Source organism: Enterococcus sp. AZ067, assembly GCF_051715005.1.
GTDB classification, from domain to species: Bacteria; Bacillota; Bacilli; order Lactobacillales; family Enterococcaceae; genus Enterococcus_D; species Enterococcus_D casseliflavus.
On the sequence record NZ_JBIOSY010000001.1, the window covers coordinates 2,175,294 to 2,191,911 of the forward strand.

Here is a 16,618-nt window from a genome sequence, read left to right on the forward strand (position 1 = left end):
TCTAAAGACTATCATTCCTGTGGGAAGTTGACCAGCTGTAGCATGAAATTTCTTAGATGATCTAGGTCTCTTTAAGCTCCTGTTAAGAAACTTTTTTTACTCACGAAAACTTTGCAGCGCCATCGAACGCTCCATCAAGGGATTGGCGATTTTAGCTAATGTATGTCGATCGTATTCTTCTGGTCGCTTGATAGTGAGGTAAAGAATAAACTGTGGATCATCGGTTGGGTAGATGGAGACCGCCGAATAAATATAATCAAACTCTCCCGTCATGTAGCCTTGACCATTCTCATTGGCGATCTGAGCAGTCCCAGTTTTGACAGAAATCTCATGGTTCGTCAGTTGGTATACATCATAAGCGGTGCCATAACGTTCATCCGTCACTACATCGGTCATGTATTCTAAAACAGCATCAGCTGCTGCTTGTGAAATAGGCTGGGAAACGACTTCTGGAAAAACTTGGGTCTCTTCCCCTACTCGCCGAATCAATTGCGGACGTATCATCTCGCCACCATTGGCAAATGCACTAAATAGCTGCATCATCTGCATCTGATTGACGCCGATCGCATGGCCATAGGAACTCATGGCATAATCCACCCGATTTCTTGAAGGTAAGATCCCAGGCACTTCCCCAGGAAGCTCACTTCCTGTAACTTTCCCTAATCCAAAATCAGTTAAATACTGTGCCCAATTATCAAAACCGATCCGTTGCTGAAGTCGAACCATCCCAGTGTTGCTTGACCAAGCTAACGCTTGCCGCATCGTCAACTCACCATTTGCTCCTGAGTCGTGGTCATTGATGACTCGATCTTCAATCTGCATACTCACAGGATTGTAGCGTTCCGTCGGATCAAAAACACCTTCATCAATAGCTGCCGCAACGGTTGCCATCTTCAAGGTCGAACCAGGTTCATACATCTCTTCCGTAAAAAGATTACGCCAAATAAAGTGTTCATCCGTAATTCCTTCTTGGGTCTCTGGATGAAAACTAGGTCTTTGAGCCATCGTTAAAATCTCCCCAGTTTTCGCATCCATCAATAAAGCCGTTAGATTTTCTGGTCGTGTTTGTTCCATAACTTCATCCATCACTGATTCAGTGAATAACTGCAGATGAGCATCTAATGTCGTCCAAACATCATTCCCATCTACTCCTTCTTCTACGGTTTGATTGGTTGCGGGAACAGGATTCCCTGAAGCATTGACTTGAAAGGACTCTCGCCCATTTTGATTCTTCAAAAAGTCGTTCAGTACATATTCTAATCCAGAAACACCGACTCGAATCTCTTCATCATCTGACGTTGTCCCTATCAAATGTGAAGAAAAGATACCATTCGGATAACTGCGACTTGAACGAGCATCGAAATAGATACCGTTGATTCCAGCTGCATCAAACGCCGCTTCGATTTGATTTCGAGTAGTCACACTTAGACCACTGCCAACATTGCCAAATTCCACTTGAAAGACAGGCGGATCTGTTTGATTCGCACCGTCTGTCAAGATAGACAAAACTTGCTCGTTAGAAATAGGTAAATACTCCGAAAGAATCGTTGCGGTCTCCTCAAAGCGCGCTCTGTCTAAATACATGGGTCGTCCATTGTCAATGTAATCTTCAGAAAGAACCGCTCGAACAGTATAGGAAAGAATATCCTGAGCGATCACTGTCCCCTGCCGATCAAAAATCGCCCCTCGACTTGTTTCGATCGATCTTGAACTATAATATAAATTTTCTATTCTTTCAGACAAAGAGACGCCAGCAATCACGCCGACTTGAACAATGTAAATCAAACGTGCAGAAAACCCCATAAAAAGCGCAAGACTGATTATGTATAACCAATGACCGACTAGCTTACGATTTTTCTTTGCTTTTTTCTTTCTGACCATATGATAGTCATACATCGCCAAAGCGCTCCTTTCGATTGAATATACCTCTATAGTATTGGGTATTTGTGATGATCTTGTGAGGGAAAGAACAATTATTTTTCAAAGAGTCATTTTCCTATTAAATCAGCGATTATGCTGTGATATACTTTAAAAAATATAAATTATTTTTAAGGATGTGAATAAAATTGCAAAAAATATTGATCGTTGATGATGACACCCATATGCGTGCCCTAGTGAAAACTTATGCGGAGATCGAAGGGTATCTATGTTTTGAGGCAGCGGATGGAAAAGAAACTTTGGAAAAATTAACCAATCATTCATTCGATTTGATCCTCCTAGATGTCATGATGCCGGGAAAAGATGGCTTTCAGACGCTTTCGGAAATCAGAGGCAGCTGTAACACGCCAGTCATTATGATTACCGCTCGAAAGGAAGAATATGACAAACTCTTTGGCTTCAATCTTGGTGCCGATGATTATATTGCCAAACCATTTAGCCCTAAAGAGCTGATGGCTCGCATCAAAGCTGTGTTGAAACGAAGCAGTCAGTTTCAGTTCGAAAAGATCGTTTTTGGTGATCTCGAAGTCAATGTTTTTTCTCATACTGTAACGATCAATGGGAATCCTCTGCCGCTTACGCCAAAAGAATTCGATCTGCTGGTCTATTTGACGAAAAATAATCATATCGCTTTGAGCCGAGAATCAATTTTAGAAGGTGTCTGGGGCTTTGATTATTTTGGAGATACCAGAACAGTGGATACACACATCAAGTCCTTGCGAGAGCGTCTAGGGGATTACCGTGAGTTGATCCAAACGGTATGGGGAGTTGGGTATAAATTTGATTATGAAGACTAGTCGGTTAGGTTTTACTTACATCAAAAGTAAATTACTCGTGCGGCTTTGGTCCGCCAATATGCTGCTGGTCATCATTGGCATCGCTTTTTTGTGGACTGTTCAAATTTTGCTCTTTGAACCAAATTATATCAATGTAACGAAAGAATCACTTTTAGAAACAGTTCAGGAAACAGCTGCCGCTATTGAAGAAATGGCAGTAGATCCAGATGATTTACCAGAAGATCCATTGCTTTTCCTCAGTAAAACGATCGTTGGGACTCTTTTTTTAGTCGACGAGTATGGCGAAATTCTGGCGGCATTTAACAATGGACAACAATTAAACATAGATGGGTTGAACAACGAATACAGCTGGTTGCTATCTCATGCACCTACTGTCCTTAACGGTGAGAGCCTTAGTGCTGTAGAAGACTTTGAAAAGTCTTCTGCCATTCTTATTGGCGTTCCTACCACTCTTTTCCAACGCCCAGCTGCCCTTTTGCTCTCCAATACGATCACTCAAATCGAAGCGCTTCAAAGCTTGAATCGACAGCAACTCTTTCTATTCACCATCATATTAACTATTTTTGCGTCAACGATCTCTTTTTTTTTAGCACAGCATTTTATTCGCCCGATCAAAACCATCAAAGAAGCCATCATCCGCTTAACCAACGGCGAGCTTTATTCCGTACCCAAACTTAAGCGTAGTGATGAATTAGGTACACTTTCTGAATCGGTTGCGGACTTAAGCACAGAACTTCAGCGAGTAGACGTCTTGCGAAAAGAAGTGATTGCCAATGTTTCTCATGAACTACGCTCCCCCCTCGCGTTGATCACTGGCTATGGGGAGATGGTACGTGATGTATCTGGAAGCGACGAACGCCTTCGAAAAGAACATATGGACCTAATTATCAGCGAAGCCCACCGCATGAGTGCTATGGTCGATGACATCATGGATTTCTCTATCATGCAAGCTGGCTACACACAACTTAAAAATGAAATCTGGAATACATACGAGGTGGTTTCCTCCGTCGTTGCTTACGCAAGAGGGATCGCCAATCAATATGACATCACTGTCGATTTTGAAGCAGATCGTACGAATGGAAATGCTCTTTTTGATCGCATCAAAATGGAACAGGTTTTGCGTAATTTAATAAACAACGGCATCAACCATACACCTAAAAATGAACGACTCTTAATCAAATTAACGAATACATCTGCAGGAACAAAAGTTGCTGTCATCAATACTGGAAAAGATATCCCTCCAGAACAACTCGAACTTATTTGGGAAAGATACCAACGCGTCCAACATCAAGCAGGACATAAAGAAGGAACCGGCATCGGCTTAGCGATCGTAAAAACCATTTTGACTTCTCATGCCTTCGAATATGGCGCTGAGTCGAAAAATGGCGTGACTTGTTTTTGGTTTGTTGTGCCGAGACTAGAAGATCATGCAGTTCTTTAATAAATGCAGCTCTTATATTTTCAGGCAAATCTAAAAACCTCTTACAACTCATTTCCTGTAAGAGGTTTTTATGATTCGCTGATTTTCACTGAGTTTCAAGGACCTAACCATGAATAAGAGGTCAGAGTTAAGAATTAAAAGACATCCAACGCTTCCCAGAACTCTTGGGATTTTTTAAACAGATTTTTTGATTACTTATTTTTCCTATGTTCTTCCAGACGAAAGACATTCAACAATGACACAGAAACGGGAGAAGAATCAGGATTTGTTTCCATGATATCCTCCATAAAAGCCCACCATTTTTGATTGACTTTCGTCCTTGATGCTTGTGCCCAAAGCTTCTCATCAGTTATTTCTAAAATACCAAACAAATCATTTGTCTTAGGATCTAAGTAGATTTCATAGCTTTGAACACCATGCTGGGAAAGCATATCTACCATTTCAGGCCATAACTCGTCATGACGTTTTTTATAAAGTTCTTGATACCCATCAAGCAATTTCATTCGGATCGCTTTTTTGATCGTCACATCTTCACTCCTTCACTATTACCTGTCAATTTTATAATATATGATTCTCATATTCTTTTCGACCATACTTCTTTTGGGGGGATTTTAGTCTCTTGACAACCCTAACATTATCCGTTTACTCTTAAAATAGAAAAAATTAGGAGGAAACTTATGTCCTACTGGCAAAATGATCACCGAAATTGGTCACCAGATTCTCTTTATTTAATAGAAACACCTAGCCAGATGTGTAAAGAACTGCTTTTCTACGTTCAAGAAACTGGTCATTTCAAGGCGTCTAAACCTTATTTTACTGAAAGAGAAAATTACACTTCCTACCTATTGAAATTTACCCATAGTGGGCAAGGAACACTTTTTTATGAAGGAAGTACCTATACTCTTGAAAAAAATAGTTTCTTTTTGATCGATTGCAAAAGATACCAGCATTATTTCACCTCCAGTAATGAGCCATGGGAGATGGATTGGATTCACTTTTATGGTCTTGGTACAGAAACTTTTTACAACTATTTTCTTCGATCAGGATCAAATAAATGTCAGTCTGCAAATTCAAAAATTCCAGCCATCATCCAAAAAATACAAAACCAGCTCTTGCAAAAAAGCGGTAAGAGCGAATTCAAAGTATCTTTGTTGATCCACGAACTCTTAAATGAGGTTATCCTCAACAAGTATCATTCCAATGATTTTGAGGATGACATTCCCTACCATATTAAAGAGATTCGTGCATATTTAGAAGCAAATCTCACTAGAACCGTTACCCTTGACGAACTAGCCACAGCTTTCAATCGTGATAAATTTCATCTCAGCAAAGAATTTACGAAATTTCAAGGAGTACCGCCAATCGAATACCATCTCTTAGCTAAAATATCTTATGCAAAAGAACTGCTGCGATTTACCTCACTCAGTATGAAAGAAATCAGTGAGGTAATCGGCATCAAAAACTCATCTTACTTCAGTCGTCTCTTCAAAAAAAGAACTGGTATGACTCCATTAAACTACCGTAAATCAGATTAAGATGCAAAAAGGTGCTTGTTTCCCTCAAGCACTCTTTTTGCCATTTTTTTAATAGACTTCTTTCCATTCGTCGATGTTGCTGCTATCAAATCGGAACGGCTCTCCTAGGAAGGACTCTGTGCCGCCATCAGGTGCTTCGGTGATTTCTTTCGTTCCTAAATCTCCTGCTTCAAATGTTTCCCCTACGGAACCGCTAATGTCTTCTTGTGCCAATGCGGTCAACAAATAACCGGTCATATAGCCAATATCGATAGGATTCCAAAGATACATATATGGGCAGACATCATTGTCAATGTATGCTGCCATTTCAGAAGGAAGCCCCAGTCCTGTGACTTTAATATTGTCCGAAACGCCTTTGTCTTGAACAACTTTAGCGGCAGCTGCGATACCGACGGTAGAAGGTGACATGATCACCCTTAAATCAGGAAAAGATTGCAATAATGCCTCTGTTTCAGAAGTAGATTTATCTCTCAGGTCATCTCCATAAGCAATTTTTACAAGCTCAAGTCCGGCATATTTTTCATCTTCTGCCATCAGTTCTTCCATCCCAGCAATCCAAGTATTTTGATTCGTGGCAGTACTGGTGGCGGAAAGAATTGCAAATTGTCCCTCTCCTCCTGCCAGATCTAAGACAGCATCCATCATTGCAACAGCAATCGCTTTCGGGTCGGCTTGATTTACATGAGCCTGTCTTGATTCTTGGTTGACTGCAGAGTCAAAGCTCGTGACAGCAATGCCTTGATCCATTGCTTGCTTTAATGCAGGCTGCAATGCGTTCTCATCGTTTGCTGCGATGGCGATTCCATCCACGCCTTGTGTGATCAACTCTTGAATTATATTGATCTGCTGCTCTGCCGTGGGCTGATCTGGTGTTTTTTCAATGACTTGATACCCTTGCTCTTCAATCGCCTTCTTGAAGCCCTCAATCTGTTTCTCATTAAACGGGTTGCCAGCACTTTTAGCCACGATTGCGTAAGTTCCAGATGAATTCTCTACATTTCCAGCACTTTCCTGCCCATCGCCGCAAGCAGCTAAAAACATGACAGCTGTGGCGATTGATAAACCGATCCATTTACTTAGTTTCATTGATTGTCCCTCTTTTCATCCATTTAGTTGAGATTTTTGATAGATCAAACCTAGTAATTAAAACGCTGATAATCAGCAATACACCTAAAATCATCGTAATCGTCTGCGCTCGCAGATTGATGATTCCCAAACCATACCTTAAGAAACCAATGATAAAGGTTCCTAAAATCGGCCCAAAAACTTTTCCTTTGCCTCCACTAGTACTGATTCCGCCAAGGACACACATGGAAATCACTTCCAACTCGTAACCAGAGGCAATATCTGCCCGAACGCTAGACATTCTTGAAGACAAAAATAAAGCGGTGATTCCAGCCATAGCCCCCATTAGTGTATAGACGATTAAAAGATTCTTTTTCGTTTTGATTCCTGAAAACAAACTTGCTTTTTTGTTGCTTCCCATCGCATATAGTTCTCTTCCAAAAGCTGTCTTCGTCATAATCAAACAAAAAACAATTGCTGTAAAACCAAAGGCAAGAGCAATCAGCGGTATCTCCCCTAATTTTCCCCATCCCAATTGTTGGAACCAATCCGGAAAGCCTGAGATCGACTGATTCTCCAATAATATATAAGCAAGCCCTCGGTAAATCGTTAGCGTTGCCAAAGTGATGATCATCGTTGGCAACTCAGGAAATAAATTGACGAGGATCCCGTTAAGCAAACCACAGACAGATGCCAGTATAAGACAGGCAACGATGGCAATTACCATAGATCCGGTCTGCTGATAAACCAGTCCCATGCCGACCGCTGATAAAGCAACGGTTGAACCGATAGAGATATCGATCTCCCCCAGAAGTAAAATCATCGTCATAGGAAAAATCATAAAAGATTTATCAAGGAAATTCATCATCGCTGTACTTATGGAACCTGCGTTTAAATAATTTGGTGAAATCATACTGTTCATTATCTGGATTCCCACCAGTATCAAAAGCAGAATAAATTCCCAAGAAAAAAGAAATCTCATCCATGGGGATTTTTCATAATCTGGAACGGTCTCTTTTCTTTTAGCCATTACAATTCTCTCCTTTTCAGTGCGGCAGCATCCGACCGGCGTTTCATTAATACATTCATTACAATAGCAGCAACGATGACCACTCCTTGAATCGCATCCTCCCAAAAGGTTGACGCATTTAACAACGGCAAAGCATTATTCAAGATACCGAAAAGTAATGCCCCCGTAATCAAGCCAGAAATTTTCCCTACGCCTCCATTAACACTAACACCCCCTAATACGCAAGCTGCAATCACGTTTAATTCATACCCAGAAGCAGTATCTCCTTGTGCAGAAGCAAACTTACTGACCCATAAAACACCCGCTAAGCCAGCAAGCAAACCATTGAGCATGTATACAAGAATCAACGTTCTTTCTTTACTGATCCCTGTGATCGCCGTAGCCTCTTCATTGGATCCCACAGCATACATGCGACGTCCACTTCTAGTAAAATTCAAAATATAATAGAAGACTGCCAGAACGATGAAAGCTGCCCAAATCAAATGATTTATACCTAAAAATGAACCTGTTGCGATCTCTTTAAAAGCATCAGTCATTTGAAAAGCACTGACCCATTGATTATCACCAACGATGTAGGTTAAACCGCGATAGACATTCATCATCCCCAGTGAGGCAATAATCGGCAGGATCCTTCCTTTGGCAATCAAAAGGCCTAAGACCAGTCCTGAGAAAAGCCCCACGAAAAGCCCCACGAGCACGGCAACTATAACCGGGATGTTCGGAAAATCTCGGATAAAAACCGCTGAGGACATCCCAGATAAAGCAACAACTGCCCCCACAGAAAGATCGATTCCGCCTGTGATCAAAACCATCATCATTCCCACAGCCAAAATAGCCAAAATAGAAGTGTTGGTCAACATATCGGTCAAATTGACCATTGTCAGAAAACTGCTGTTTTGAGTTTGGATAAATACTGATGCTACTAAAATAAATAAGATCAATCCAAGTTCCCGTGAATTAGGAAGTTTATCTTTTAATCGCTTGATGCCAAATCCGTTTTGCTTTTGCAACTCATTAAGTTCCATTACATAACCTCCTTTATTTTTTCAGAGCTGCTGGATACCTTCTCAACATCCTGGGCGATCATCGCAAGGGCCAGAATACGTTCCTGTGTGGCTTCTTCCACTGACATCTCGCCAGTGATTTTCCCTTCCTTCATGACATAGATACGATCAGCCATGCCCAAAACTTCAGGCATCTCCGAAGAGATCATTAGAACTGCATAACCTTTAGAAGCAAGATCGCTGACAATTTCATAGATAGCCGCTTTAGCTCCGACATCTACTCCTTTCGTCGGTTCATCGAGAATGATCAGCTTCAAAGAAGAGGTAAGCATTTTTGCAACAACGATTTTCTGCTGATTCCCTCCTGACAACGTGGAAGCTTTATCTGAGATACTTCGACACTTAATTCCCAGCTTATTCGATAACTCCTGAGCCAACTGATTTTCTTTTTTGGGCGCTAGCCAAATTGAATTGCTAATTTTTCGCATGTTGGAAAGAGTAATATTGTCACCGATCGAAAAATCTAAAATCAGCCCTTCTTTTTGACGGTCTTCCGGTAGCAGACCGATTCCATGAGAGAGCGCATGGTTTGGGTTTTTCGGAACGAATTTTTCCCCATCCAGATAAATCGTTCCCTGATCCGCTTGGCTGATTCCAACAATCGATTCCACTACTTCAGTTCTTCCAGCTCCTACTAAACCGGTCAGAGCTACGATTTCTCCTGCTCGAACACTGAGATTAATATTTTTGTAATAGCCAATCTTCGACAGTTGCTCCACACGAAGTACTTCTTCTTTGGGAGTCAGCGTTTGTTTTGGAAAGAGTTGGTTGATTTCTCTGCCAACCATCGCCACGATTAAATCATGGTTTGCGATTCCGTTCACATCCCAACATCCAATATATTGTGAATCCCGAAAAACGGTGACTTTTGAAGCAAGGCGATACATGTCTTCAAAACGATGAGAGATAAAAATGATCGATTTACCCTCATCTCGCAAGCGTTCCGCCAATTGATAAAGCTCTTCACTTTCAGAAGCAGTCAAAGCTGCAGTAGGCTCATCCATGATAATGATATTGGCCTTCTGCGAGAGCGCTTTTGCTATTTCAACAATCTGCTGCTGGGCGATTGAGAGCTCTCCCATCCGATCTTTTGCAGAAAAATTAGCTTTCAATCTTTTGAGAAGACGATCCGCCTGCTCATTCATTGCCTTCCAGTTAAGTGTTTTTAGTAAACCGTTCGTCACCTCATGCCCCAAGAAAATATTTTCTGCAGCAGTCAAATCAGGATATGCGACGATGTGTTGGTAAATGGCAGCAATTCCCGCTTCTCTTGACTCGGTGGTATTTTTAAAACATACTTTCTTGCCGTTAAGATAGATATCACCTTCATCCGGCTGGTGGACGCCAGTAATTACTTTGATAAAGGTTGATTTTCCTGCACCATTTTCTCCCATCAGTGCATGAATCTCGCCTTTGCCTAATTTGAAATGGACATTATCAAGTGCTTTGACACCAGGGAATGTCTTAGTGATACCTCTAAGCTCTAAAACTGTTTCTGACATCTTCTTTCATGACCTCCTTTGAAATCGTTTTCTATAACGAAAAGTATAGCCCGTACATGGTGAGGAAACGAGGGGGATTCTTTGGTTCAGTGAGTGTTTTTTTTTCGAAAAATCAGCATAAATGACACTTTCTTGGCATCATATGTTCCAATATTGTCAAAGCGCTTTCAACGAAAATTATCCTTTCTAAAATTTGCTATAATTTCACCTGTACTGAGTGGGAGAGATTAGCAAAGGGGTGCATATAATGAACGAGGAGAAAAAAAATCAGTCACAAACCCTTAAAGGCGAACAGTCCTTTAAAATGACTAAATTGAAGGGTTCCCCTACAGTGATTCAAAGAAAATACTACGAGGAGGCCATTTTTATTTATGTAAGAAGTGGTCAGGGTTCGTTATTTATTGAAAATACTTGTATTAAAATCAATCGGTATGACTTCGTAATGATATCGCCTTCCATTCCTTTTCATATCGATCAGTCAGACAATGATGTGATCATGATTATTCAAGCACCACCTAAATTTATTAAAAAAGATCTTTTTCCAGCCTTAAAAAATAACGAACAAGTAAGTCCTTTTTTCTTTCCATTCGTTTACGAGACACCGATGAAAACACCTTACATATATTTTAAAAGCCGAGACACCTCACCGTTAAACTCTTTCAACAATTTTTACTACGAGTGGCAAAAAAAAGACAAAAACCCTCGAATCATTACTTTGTTTTTGGCAATCATGATTGAAGACATCAGCCAGTCCTACGAGATGATTACATCCTGCAATCTTTTCAAAAAAGAATCGGTGGATATTCAAGGAATCATTGATTATATTGAGCTACACTTAAATTCGATCACACTAAAAAAATTGGCACGTCATTTTCATTACAATCCCACTTATCTATCCACTTTTTTCAAAAAGAATACATCCATGAAATTTTCTGATTATGTCAAGATGCAAAAAATGGAAAAAGCTAAGGAATACTTATTGCATACTGATCATTCGATCGATCAAATTGCTATCTTATTAGGTTACTCTGATCGCAGTCAATTCTTTCAAGTCTTTAAAGCCTATTATGGTATTTCACCCAGCGATTTTAAAAAAAGTCGACGTTCTCATACCTTTTGTGACAAGTAATTTCATGATCGTTATCAATGGACAGGAAAGAACATTTTCACCACAAAAAAAGCCTTGATTTCTCAAGACTTAATGATTTCTTGTATTTCAGCCATTGATTGGACGGTATGGTCGGCAGATACATCTTTTAAGAGACCTTCTATATCATAAAATATCGTCTTGACACCTGCTCCTTGTCCTGCAAAAACATCCATCGTGCGATCGCCGATCATGACAGTCTGATCTTTGTCTAGTTGATACTTTTCAACAAGATAAATCAGGGAAGTTGGATCCGGTTTGCGGGGGAAGTTGTTTTCTGGGCCAACGATCTCAACGATCAGGTCTGCCATCTGCTCTTTTTCTAACAACTCTTTCGTTGAGACGACATCGCGGTGGGTCAAAATGTAGTTCTTGCCCCCAGCAGCAACCACGGCTTCTAATGTTTCTTTGGTTCCTGCAAAGGAAAGCGGCAAACGATCATCCAGCGCTTCATTTGCTTTGAATGCTTTAGTGAACTCTTGAAAATCTAAGTTGTATTTTTCAGCAACTTTTTTGGAAGATGAATCTTTCAATATATAATAAATCTCCGCTGGATCTGGATCGAAGCCATACTCCTTCAATGTCTTGATAAAAGCTTTTAACATGATTGGGTAGCTGTCGTAAAGTGTTCCGTCAAAATCCCATATGTAAGATTGGTACATGATATCCCTCGTTTTCTCCCTTTTTCAAATGAATGAAAGTTCCATTCATTTTCAGTAACTCTAAAAAGTTTACCACACTTTGTTTGGTTTGTCTTATTTATCAAGGGATTTCCTCTACAAGAAAAAACGCCATTGACCATACAATCCTTCCGCTTGCACAAACCTACATGCAAGCGAATGCATTGCAGAACAATGAACGTTCCTCACTACGAAAAATTACCAGCTACCAGAAACACCGCCACCGCTACTGCTTCCTCCGCTAAAACCGCCAAAATCATTCGAAGAACTTTGCGTATCTGCAATGACTTGTTCTTGATGGGTCACATGATTATTCATCATTACAAAGAACAACGCCATATTCATACCATGGGGGTCATACTCTTGGCGAGCATTATTCAAAACGGCTGCTCGATCAGAAGCATCAAATGAGGATAATTTGTTCGCTAAATCTGGGTGATTTTGATAAACCTGTTTCAAGTCAACTTGGAACAAGGCATCTGTTTTCACTTCCGCTAGAACATCAGAAACTTCTTTTGGAATGGCTTGTACCATCTCAGGATAGGTCGCTTTTTCCGTCACAAGTTGAGCTAAGTATCGCCCTTGCTCATTGCGTCTTCTGATCTCTTCTTTGGCTTGCTTGGCTATTTCTGCTCGATAAGCATCTGCTAAAGACAGATTTTCGGGTAACACCGCATCAGTCAAATCGTAGTCTGCCATCCGTTCAGTCACTTCCCTGCCTAATTGGGCTTCATAGGTTTTTAAGGTGTCATGTTGTGTAAGGATCACCTGACCGAAATGTTTGACCGTGGTTTGTTTCTTCATCAGCAAGTTTGAAAAATAGGCGCCAATTGCTGGATTCGTCAAGCCGTGTTGGATGACTCGTTTATCCGCTGTCGACAATCCAGTGACCGAAGTCAATTTCGCTGGCACATAAGTCCTCGTCACATACTGCGTAAATGATTGTTGACAATCTTTTGCTGTCTGATACTGATGGTAACGCTGATAGTTCTTTCTATTGCTAGCCCATTTCAAGAAATCTTTCTGTTGGAAGTGACTATCTTCTAACAGATGTTTCGGCAATGGCAGGTGCTCTCCAAAACGCCGTTTGGTTTTAAGATGGCGAAAACTGATGAACCCGACAAGGCCTGCAGCTGCTGCCGCTACGACACCACTGACGATTTTACCAATAGTGAACCACATCTGCTTAGTGGCTTCTGCTTCTTGTGCCTGTTTTTCTGCTAACATTTGCTTGCCATCTTGATAGATCGTCCCTAAACCAATCGTTTCATCCGCTTCTTTCATTCGCTGATAGACTTCATTAGAAGCTGCCAATATCGCTGTATCATAATCTTCATCTCGTAATGCGTCTTTGGCATCTTCATCCACTAAATCATCTTCCGATAGCTCACTGAAGACATAGGATAGTCCATCGCCATAACCCAGACGAAATTCACGATCGTCAATGGCAAAGAGAAACAATAGTCCATTATTGTCCTCTGGATTTCCTAAACCATACTCATTGAACAGTTCCAAATTACGCTCTTCAATCGATTGCCCATCTAAAGAAGGGATCGTGATCACAGCATATTCTGGCGCGCCAGTCAATGATTGAAAGCCTTCTTTATTCAAAGTATCGATTTGTTTGATCGTCTCTTGTGAAAGGACCCCGGCATCATCACGAACAAATGTCTGTCCAAAGGCAATTGATGGTTGAAGGACAAAAAATCCCATCAAACCAACAAAAACCAACATCCCAAGTTGGAAGATTTTCTTCATTTTACCACCCCTTTTCATCGTGTTATCTTTCATTGTATTCGATTTCAAATGATAAAACATCCGCCTTAAGCATGAAAAAAATAGTTACATGACTAAAAAACCTTTAAAAGACAGCATTTTGGTCGGTCTTTTAAAGGTCATTTTATCATATTTTCCTATTAAAGAAGTACAAATTAATTTTTGAATGAATGGATCGGAGCGGGAATACGTCCCCCACGTAAAATGAAATCAGTAGACTGTGCAGGATTGGTTTTCATCACTGGTGCCGTCCCTAATAATCCACCAAATTCAATGCGGTCGCCGATTTTTTTGTCTTTCGCTGGAATGATTCGGACAGCTGTCGTCTTGTGGTTGATGACGCCGATCGCTGCTTCATCCGCAATCATTGCGGCGATCGTCTCAGCAGAAGTATCTCCTGGAATCGCAATCATATCCAAACCGACAGAACAGATCGCCGTCATGGCTTCAAGTTTTTCTAAATTCAATAAACCAGCTTCTACAGCCTTGATCATCCCTGGGTCTTCAGAAACGGGGATAAAGGCACCCGACAGACCTCCAACATGGTTACATGCCATTACGCCGCCTTTTTTTACTGCATCATTTAACAAGGCCAAAGCCGCTGTCGTTCCGTGGGTACCGACAGATTCTAGACCCATTTCTTCTAAAATCAATGCCACACTATCGCCGACTGCAGGAGTTGGCGCCAACGAAAGATCGACGATCCCGAATGGAACGCCCAAGCGCTCGGAAGCCACGCGCCCGACCAATTGCCCCATCCGCGTGATCTTGAAAGCTGTTTTTTTGACTGTTTCCGCCACAACATCAAAGGACTCGCCTTTGACTTTTTCCAAGGCACGTTTGACGACACCAGGTCCGCTGACACCAACGTTGATTTCCACATCAGCTTCACCGACCCCGTGAAAAGCCCCCGCCATAAAGGGATTGTCTTCCACTGCATTCGCAAAGACGACGAGCTTCGCACAGCCCATATCTGATGCCTCAGCCGTCTTCTTGACTGTTTCTCCCATCAGACGTACTGCATCCATGTTGATCCCAGCTTTCGTTGATCCAATATTGACCGACGAACAGACAAAATTGGTTTGAGCCAAGGCTTCTGGAATCGATTCGATCAATGCAAGGTCGCCGCCTTGATAGCCTTTTTCTACTAGTGCGCTATAGCCGCCGATGAAATTTACTCCGACTTCTTGCGCCGCTCGATCCAAGGTCTTCGCAACTTTGATACAGTCTGCGGGTGTCGGCTGGCAAGCTGCCACTACGATCGCTACAGGGGTAACCGAAATCCGCTTGTTAATAATCGGAATGCCATATTCACTTTCGATCTCTTCGCCGACTTTGACAAGATCTTTCGCTTTTGTTGTAATTTTTTGAAAAATTTTCTCACAGGTACGATCAATGTCGGCGTCAATACAATCCAATAATGAGATCCCCATTGTGATGGTACGAATATCTAAGTTTTCTTCTTCCACCATGCGAATGGTTTCAAGTATTTGATTTGTCTCCATAGTGCCTCCTATAATTTGTGCATGGTATCAAAAATCTCTTGATTTTGAATGCTGATTTTTACACCTAATGTACGACCAATTTGGTGAAGCTCCTCACGAACACCATCAAAATCCTGATTGGCATCCATGTTTAAAAGCATCATCATCGTGAAGTAATCTTCCATGATTGTTTGGGACACATCTAAAATATTGATTTCTAATTCTGCTAATTTCTGGCTAACACCAGCAATGATCCCAACCTTGTCTTTTCCAATAACGGTTAATACGGCTTTCATATCCTCCCGCCTTTCATAAAATTTTTCTTATTATAGCACAACAAAACCACATTTTCGATGTAACATCAAACGAAATTGTGGTTTATTCTTTAAATGTTCGTTATTACGCCCGTTCAATCCTATTTGCTTGGCTATCAAACTCATAAATGATCGGCTGTGCGTTAGGAATATCGATCGTATCCATGGCATCTTTTGGCACGTCTTCCAAGTATTTGACTAACGCCCGCAAGCTGTTCCCATGACCAGTAATGAGAATATTCTTATGATCTTTAAGTAACGGAACCACCTGGTCTTGCCAAAATGGGACTACTCGCGCCACCACCATCCCCAGATTTTCTCCCTTAGGTATCAAGCGAGGGTCTAAAGAATCATAGCGTCGGTCTAAATCATTTTTCTCCACATATAAAGGCGGTTCATCATATCCACGTCGCCATTTTTGCACCTGTTCTTTTCCATACTTTGCCACCATCTCATCTTTATTGACCCCTACTAATTGGCCATAATGACGTTCATTTAGGCGCCATGTTTTTTTCACAGGGACCCAAAGCTGATCGCTGGCTTCCAGAACGGCATCGCAAGTGATGATCGTTCGCTGCAGCACAGATGCAAAGGCAAAATCAAAGGAAATCCCCAATGCTTTGATCTGTTCCCCCGCAGCCCAAGCTTGTTGTCGGCCTTTTTCGGTCAGAGAAACATCTAGCCACCCTGTCCAGTAATTTTCAAAATTTGCTTCGCTTTCACCATGTCGAATCAATACGACCTTCATTCTATCGCCTCCTCTTCTCTTTTATTATCGCAAGAAATCCAAAAAATGTCTTATGTTTCGTTTTTGCCGCTTTGTTTCAGACAACTTTTTATTTTGT

At 41.2% G+C, this 16,618-nt stretch carries 15 protein-coding genes; 4 read left to right on the plus strand and 11 right to left on the minus strand.

Going from position 1 to position 16,618, the window contains the following annotated elements:
* Window positions 1-96: 96 nt before the first annotated feature.
* Window positions 97-1,896: a penicillin-binding transpeptidase domain-containing protein gene (locus tag IGI82_RS10360; protein ID WP_438842180.1), complete on the minus strand. Its 1,800-nt coding sequence runs from the start codon at window positions 1,894-1,896 to the stop codon at window positions 97-99.
* A 170-nt stretch (window positions 1,897-2,066) separates the two neighbouring features.
* Here IGI82_RS10360 and IGI82_RS10365 point away from each other — a divergent pair, with 170 nt between their 5' ends.
* Together IGI82_RS10365 and IGI82_RS10370 are read left to right on the plus strand one after the other, a co-directional pair.
* Window positions 2,067-2,735 carry a response regulator transcription factor gene (locus IGI82_RS10365; protein WP_005230154.1) on the plus strand — a complete coding sequence of 223 codons (669 nt, stop codon included), beginning with the start codon at window positions 2,067-2,069 and terminating at the stop codon, window positions 2,733-2,735.
* A complete protein-coding gene (locus IGI82_RS10370) occupies window positions 2,725-4,176 on the plus strand; it encodes a sensor histidine kinase (RefSeq protein ID WP_438842603.1) in 1,452 nt (483 codons plus the stop codon). Before IGI82_RS10365 ends, IGI82_RS10370 begins: the two co-directional genes overlap by 11 nt.
* A gap of 191 nt (window positions 4,177-4,367) precedes the next feature.
* Here the strand turns inward: IGI82_RS10370 and rhaM are convergent, their stop codons facing one another.
* A complete protein-coding gene (rhaM, locus tag IGI82_RS10375) occupies window positions 4,368-4,679 on the minus strand; it encodes an L-rhamnose mutarotase (RefSeq protein ID WP_438842604.1) in 312 nt (103 codons plus the stop codon).
* A 174-nt stretch (window positions 4,680-4,853) separates the two neighbouring features.
* On the opposite strand from rhaM, the gene IGI82_RS10380 reads away from it, so the two are divergent.
* Window positions 4,854-5,711, plus strand: a complete 858-nt coding sequence (locus tag IGI82_RS10380; RefSeq protein WP_438842181.1) for an AraC family transcriptional regulator — start codon at window positions 4,854-4,856, stop codon at window positions 5,709-5,711.
* A gap of 48 nt (window positions 5,712-5,759) precedes the next feature.
* On the opposite strand, the gene IGI82_RS10385 is transcribed toward IGI82_RS10380, so the two are convergent.
* The 4 genes from IGI82_RS10385 to IGI82_RS10400 are packed head-to-tail and all read right to left on the minus strand — an operon-like array spanning window position 5,760 to window position 10,372.
* Entirely contained in the window at window positions 5,760-6,797 is a 1,038-nt protein-coding gene (locus IGI82_RS10385) for a rhamnose ABC transporter substrate-binding protein (RefSeq protein ID WP_333719222.1), read from the minus strand.
* A complete protein-coding gene (locus IGI82_RS10390) occupies window positions 6,784-7,806 on the minus strand; it encodes an ABC transporter permease (protein WP_074535261.1) in 1,023 nt (340 codons plus the stop codon). The genes IGI82_RS10385 and IGI82_RS10390 overlap by 14 nt, the downstream gene beginning before the upstream one ends.
* The gene (locus IGI82_RS10395) at window positions 7,806-8,831 is read right to left on the minus strand and encodes an ABC transporter permease (protein WP_270290279.1); all 1,026 of its coding nucleotides are present in this window, start codon (window positions 8,829-8,831) and stop codon (window positions 7,806-7,808) included. The genes IGI82_RS10390 and IGI82_RS10395 overlap by 1 nt, the downstream gene beginning before the upstream one ends.
* Entirely contained in the window at window positions 8,831-10,372 is a 1,542-nt protein-coding gene (locus IGI82_RS10400) for a sugar ABC transporter ATP-binding protein (protein WP_438842182.1), read from the minus strand. Before IGI82_RS10400 ends, IGI82_RS10395 begins: the two co-directional genes overlap by 1 nt.
* Before the next feature lie 247 nt (window positions 10,373-10,619).
* Between IGI82_RS10400 and IGI82_RS10405 the strand changes: the two genes are divergently transcribed.
* Window positions 10,620-11,501, plus strand: coding sequence for a helix-turn-helix domain-containing protein (locus IGI82_RS10405; protein ID WP_438842183.1), 882 nt, complete (start codon window positions 10,620-10,622; stop codon window positions 11,499-11,501).
* A gap of 62 nt (window positions 11,502-11,563) precedes the next feature.
* Here the strand turns inward: IGI82_RS10405 and IGI82_RS10410 are convergent, their stop codons facing one another.
* The 5 genes from IGI82_RS10410 to IGI82_RS10430 form a co-directional block, all read right to left on the minus strand.
* Window positions 11,564-12,181 (minus strand): HAD-IA family hydrolase, encoded by a 618-nt coding sequence (locus tag IGI82_RS10410; RefSeq protein ID WP_005230151.1) that lies wholly within the window; start codon window positions 12,179-12,181, stop codon window positions 11,564-11,566.
* Window positions 12,182-12,397: 216 nt separating this feature from the next.
* A complete protein-coding gene (locus tag IGI82_RS10415) occupies window positions 12,398-13,990 on the minus strand; it encodes a TPM domain-containing protein (protein ID WP_375819691.1) in 1,593 nt (530 codons plus the stop codon).
* A gap of 140 nt (window positions 13,991-14,130) precedes the next feature.
* Window positions 14,131-15,480 carry a PFL family protein gene (locus IGI82_RS10420; protein WP_438842184.1) on the minus strand — a complete coding sequence of 450 codons (1,350 nt, stop codon included), beginning with the start codon at window positions 15,478-15,480 and terminating at the stop codon, window positions 14,131-14,133.
* A gap of 8 nt (window positions 15,481-15,488) precedes the next feature.
* Window positions 15,489-15,755 (minus strand): ACT domain-containing protein, encoded by a 267-nt coding sequence (locus tag IGI82_RS10425; RefSeq protein WP_005230142.1) that lies wholly within the window; start codon window positions 15,753-15,755, stop codon window positions 15,489-15,491.
* A 103-nt stretch (window positions 15,756-15,858) separates the two neighbouring features.
* On the minus strand, window positions 15,859-16,521 hold the full coding sequence (locus IGI82_RS10430; RefSeq protein ID WP_087627582.1) for a 2,3-bisphosphoglycerate-dependent phosphoglycerate mutase: 663 nt from the start codon (window positions 16,519-16,521) through the stop codon (window positions 15,859-15,861).
* Between the last annotated feature and the right edge of the window lie 97 nt (window positions 16,522-16,618).

Coding starts and splice junctions, on each gene's coding strand:
- IGI82_RS10410 (WP_005230151.1), bottom strand. CDS start 12,181: ATGTACCAATCTTACATATGGGATTTTGACGGAACACTTTACGACAGC.
- IGI82_RS10405 (WP_438842183.1), top strand. CDS start 10,620: ATGAACGAGGAGAAAAAAAATCAGTCACAAACCCTTAAAGGCGAACAG.
- IGI82_RS10390 (WP_074535261.1), bottom strand. CDS start 7,806: ATGGCTAAAAGAAAAGAGACCGTTCCAGATTATGAAAAATCCCCATGG.
- rhaM (WP_438842604.1), bottom strand. CDS start 4,679: ATGAAATTGCTTGATGGGTATCAAGAACTTTATAAAAAACGTCATGAC.
- IGI82_RS10370 (WP_438842603.1), top strand. CDS start 2,725: ATGAAGACTAGTCGGTTAGGTTTTACTTACATCAAAAGTAAATTACTC.
- IGI82_RS10415 (WP_375819691.1), bottom strand. CDS start 13,990: ATGAAAGATAACACGATGAAAAGGGGTGGTAAAATGAAGAAAATCTTC.
- IGI82_RS10425 (WP_005230142.1), bottom strand. CDS start 15,755: ATGAAAGCCGTATTAACCGTTATTGGAAAAGACAAGGTTGGGATCATT.
- IGI82_RS10380 (WP_438842181.1), top strand. CDS start 4,854: ATGTCCTACTGGCAAAATGATCACCGAAATTGGTCACCAGATTCTCTT.
- IGI82_RS10360 (WP_438842180.1), bottom strand. CDS start 1,896: ATGTATGACTATCATATGGTCAGAAAGAAAAAAGCAAAGAAAAATCGT.
- IGI82_RS10385 (WP_333719222.1), bottom strand. CDS start 6,797: ATGAAACTAAGTAAATGGATCGGTTTATCAATCGCCACAGCTGTCATG.
- IGI82_RS10430 (WP_087627582.1), bottom strand. CDS start 16,521: ATGAAGGTCGTATTGATTCGACATGGTGAAAGCGAAGCAAATTTTGAA.
- IGI82_RS10395 (WP_270290279.1), bottom strand. CDS start 8,831: ATGGAACTTAATGAGTTGCAAAAGCAAAACGGATTTGGCATCAAGCGA.
- IGI82_RS10400 (WP_438842182.1), bottom strand. CDS start 10,372: ATGTCAGAAACAGTTTTAGAGCTTAGAGGTATCACTAAGACATTCCCT.
- IGI82_RS10420 (WP_438842184.1), bottom strand. CDS start 15,480: ATGGAGACAAATCAAATACTTGAAACCATTCGCATGGTGGAAGAAGAA.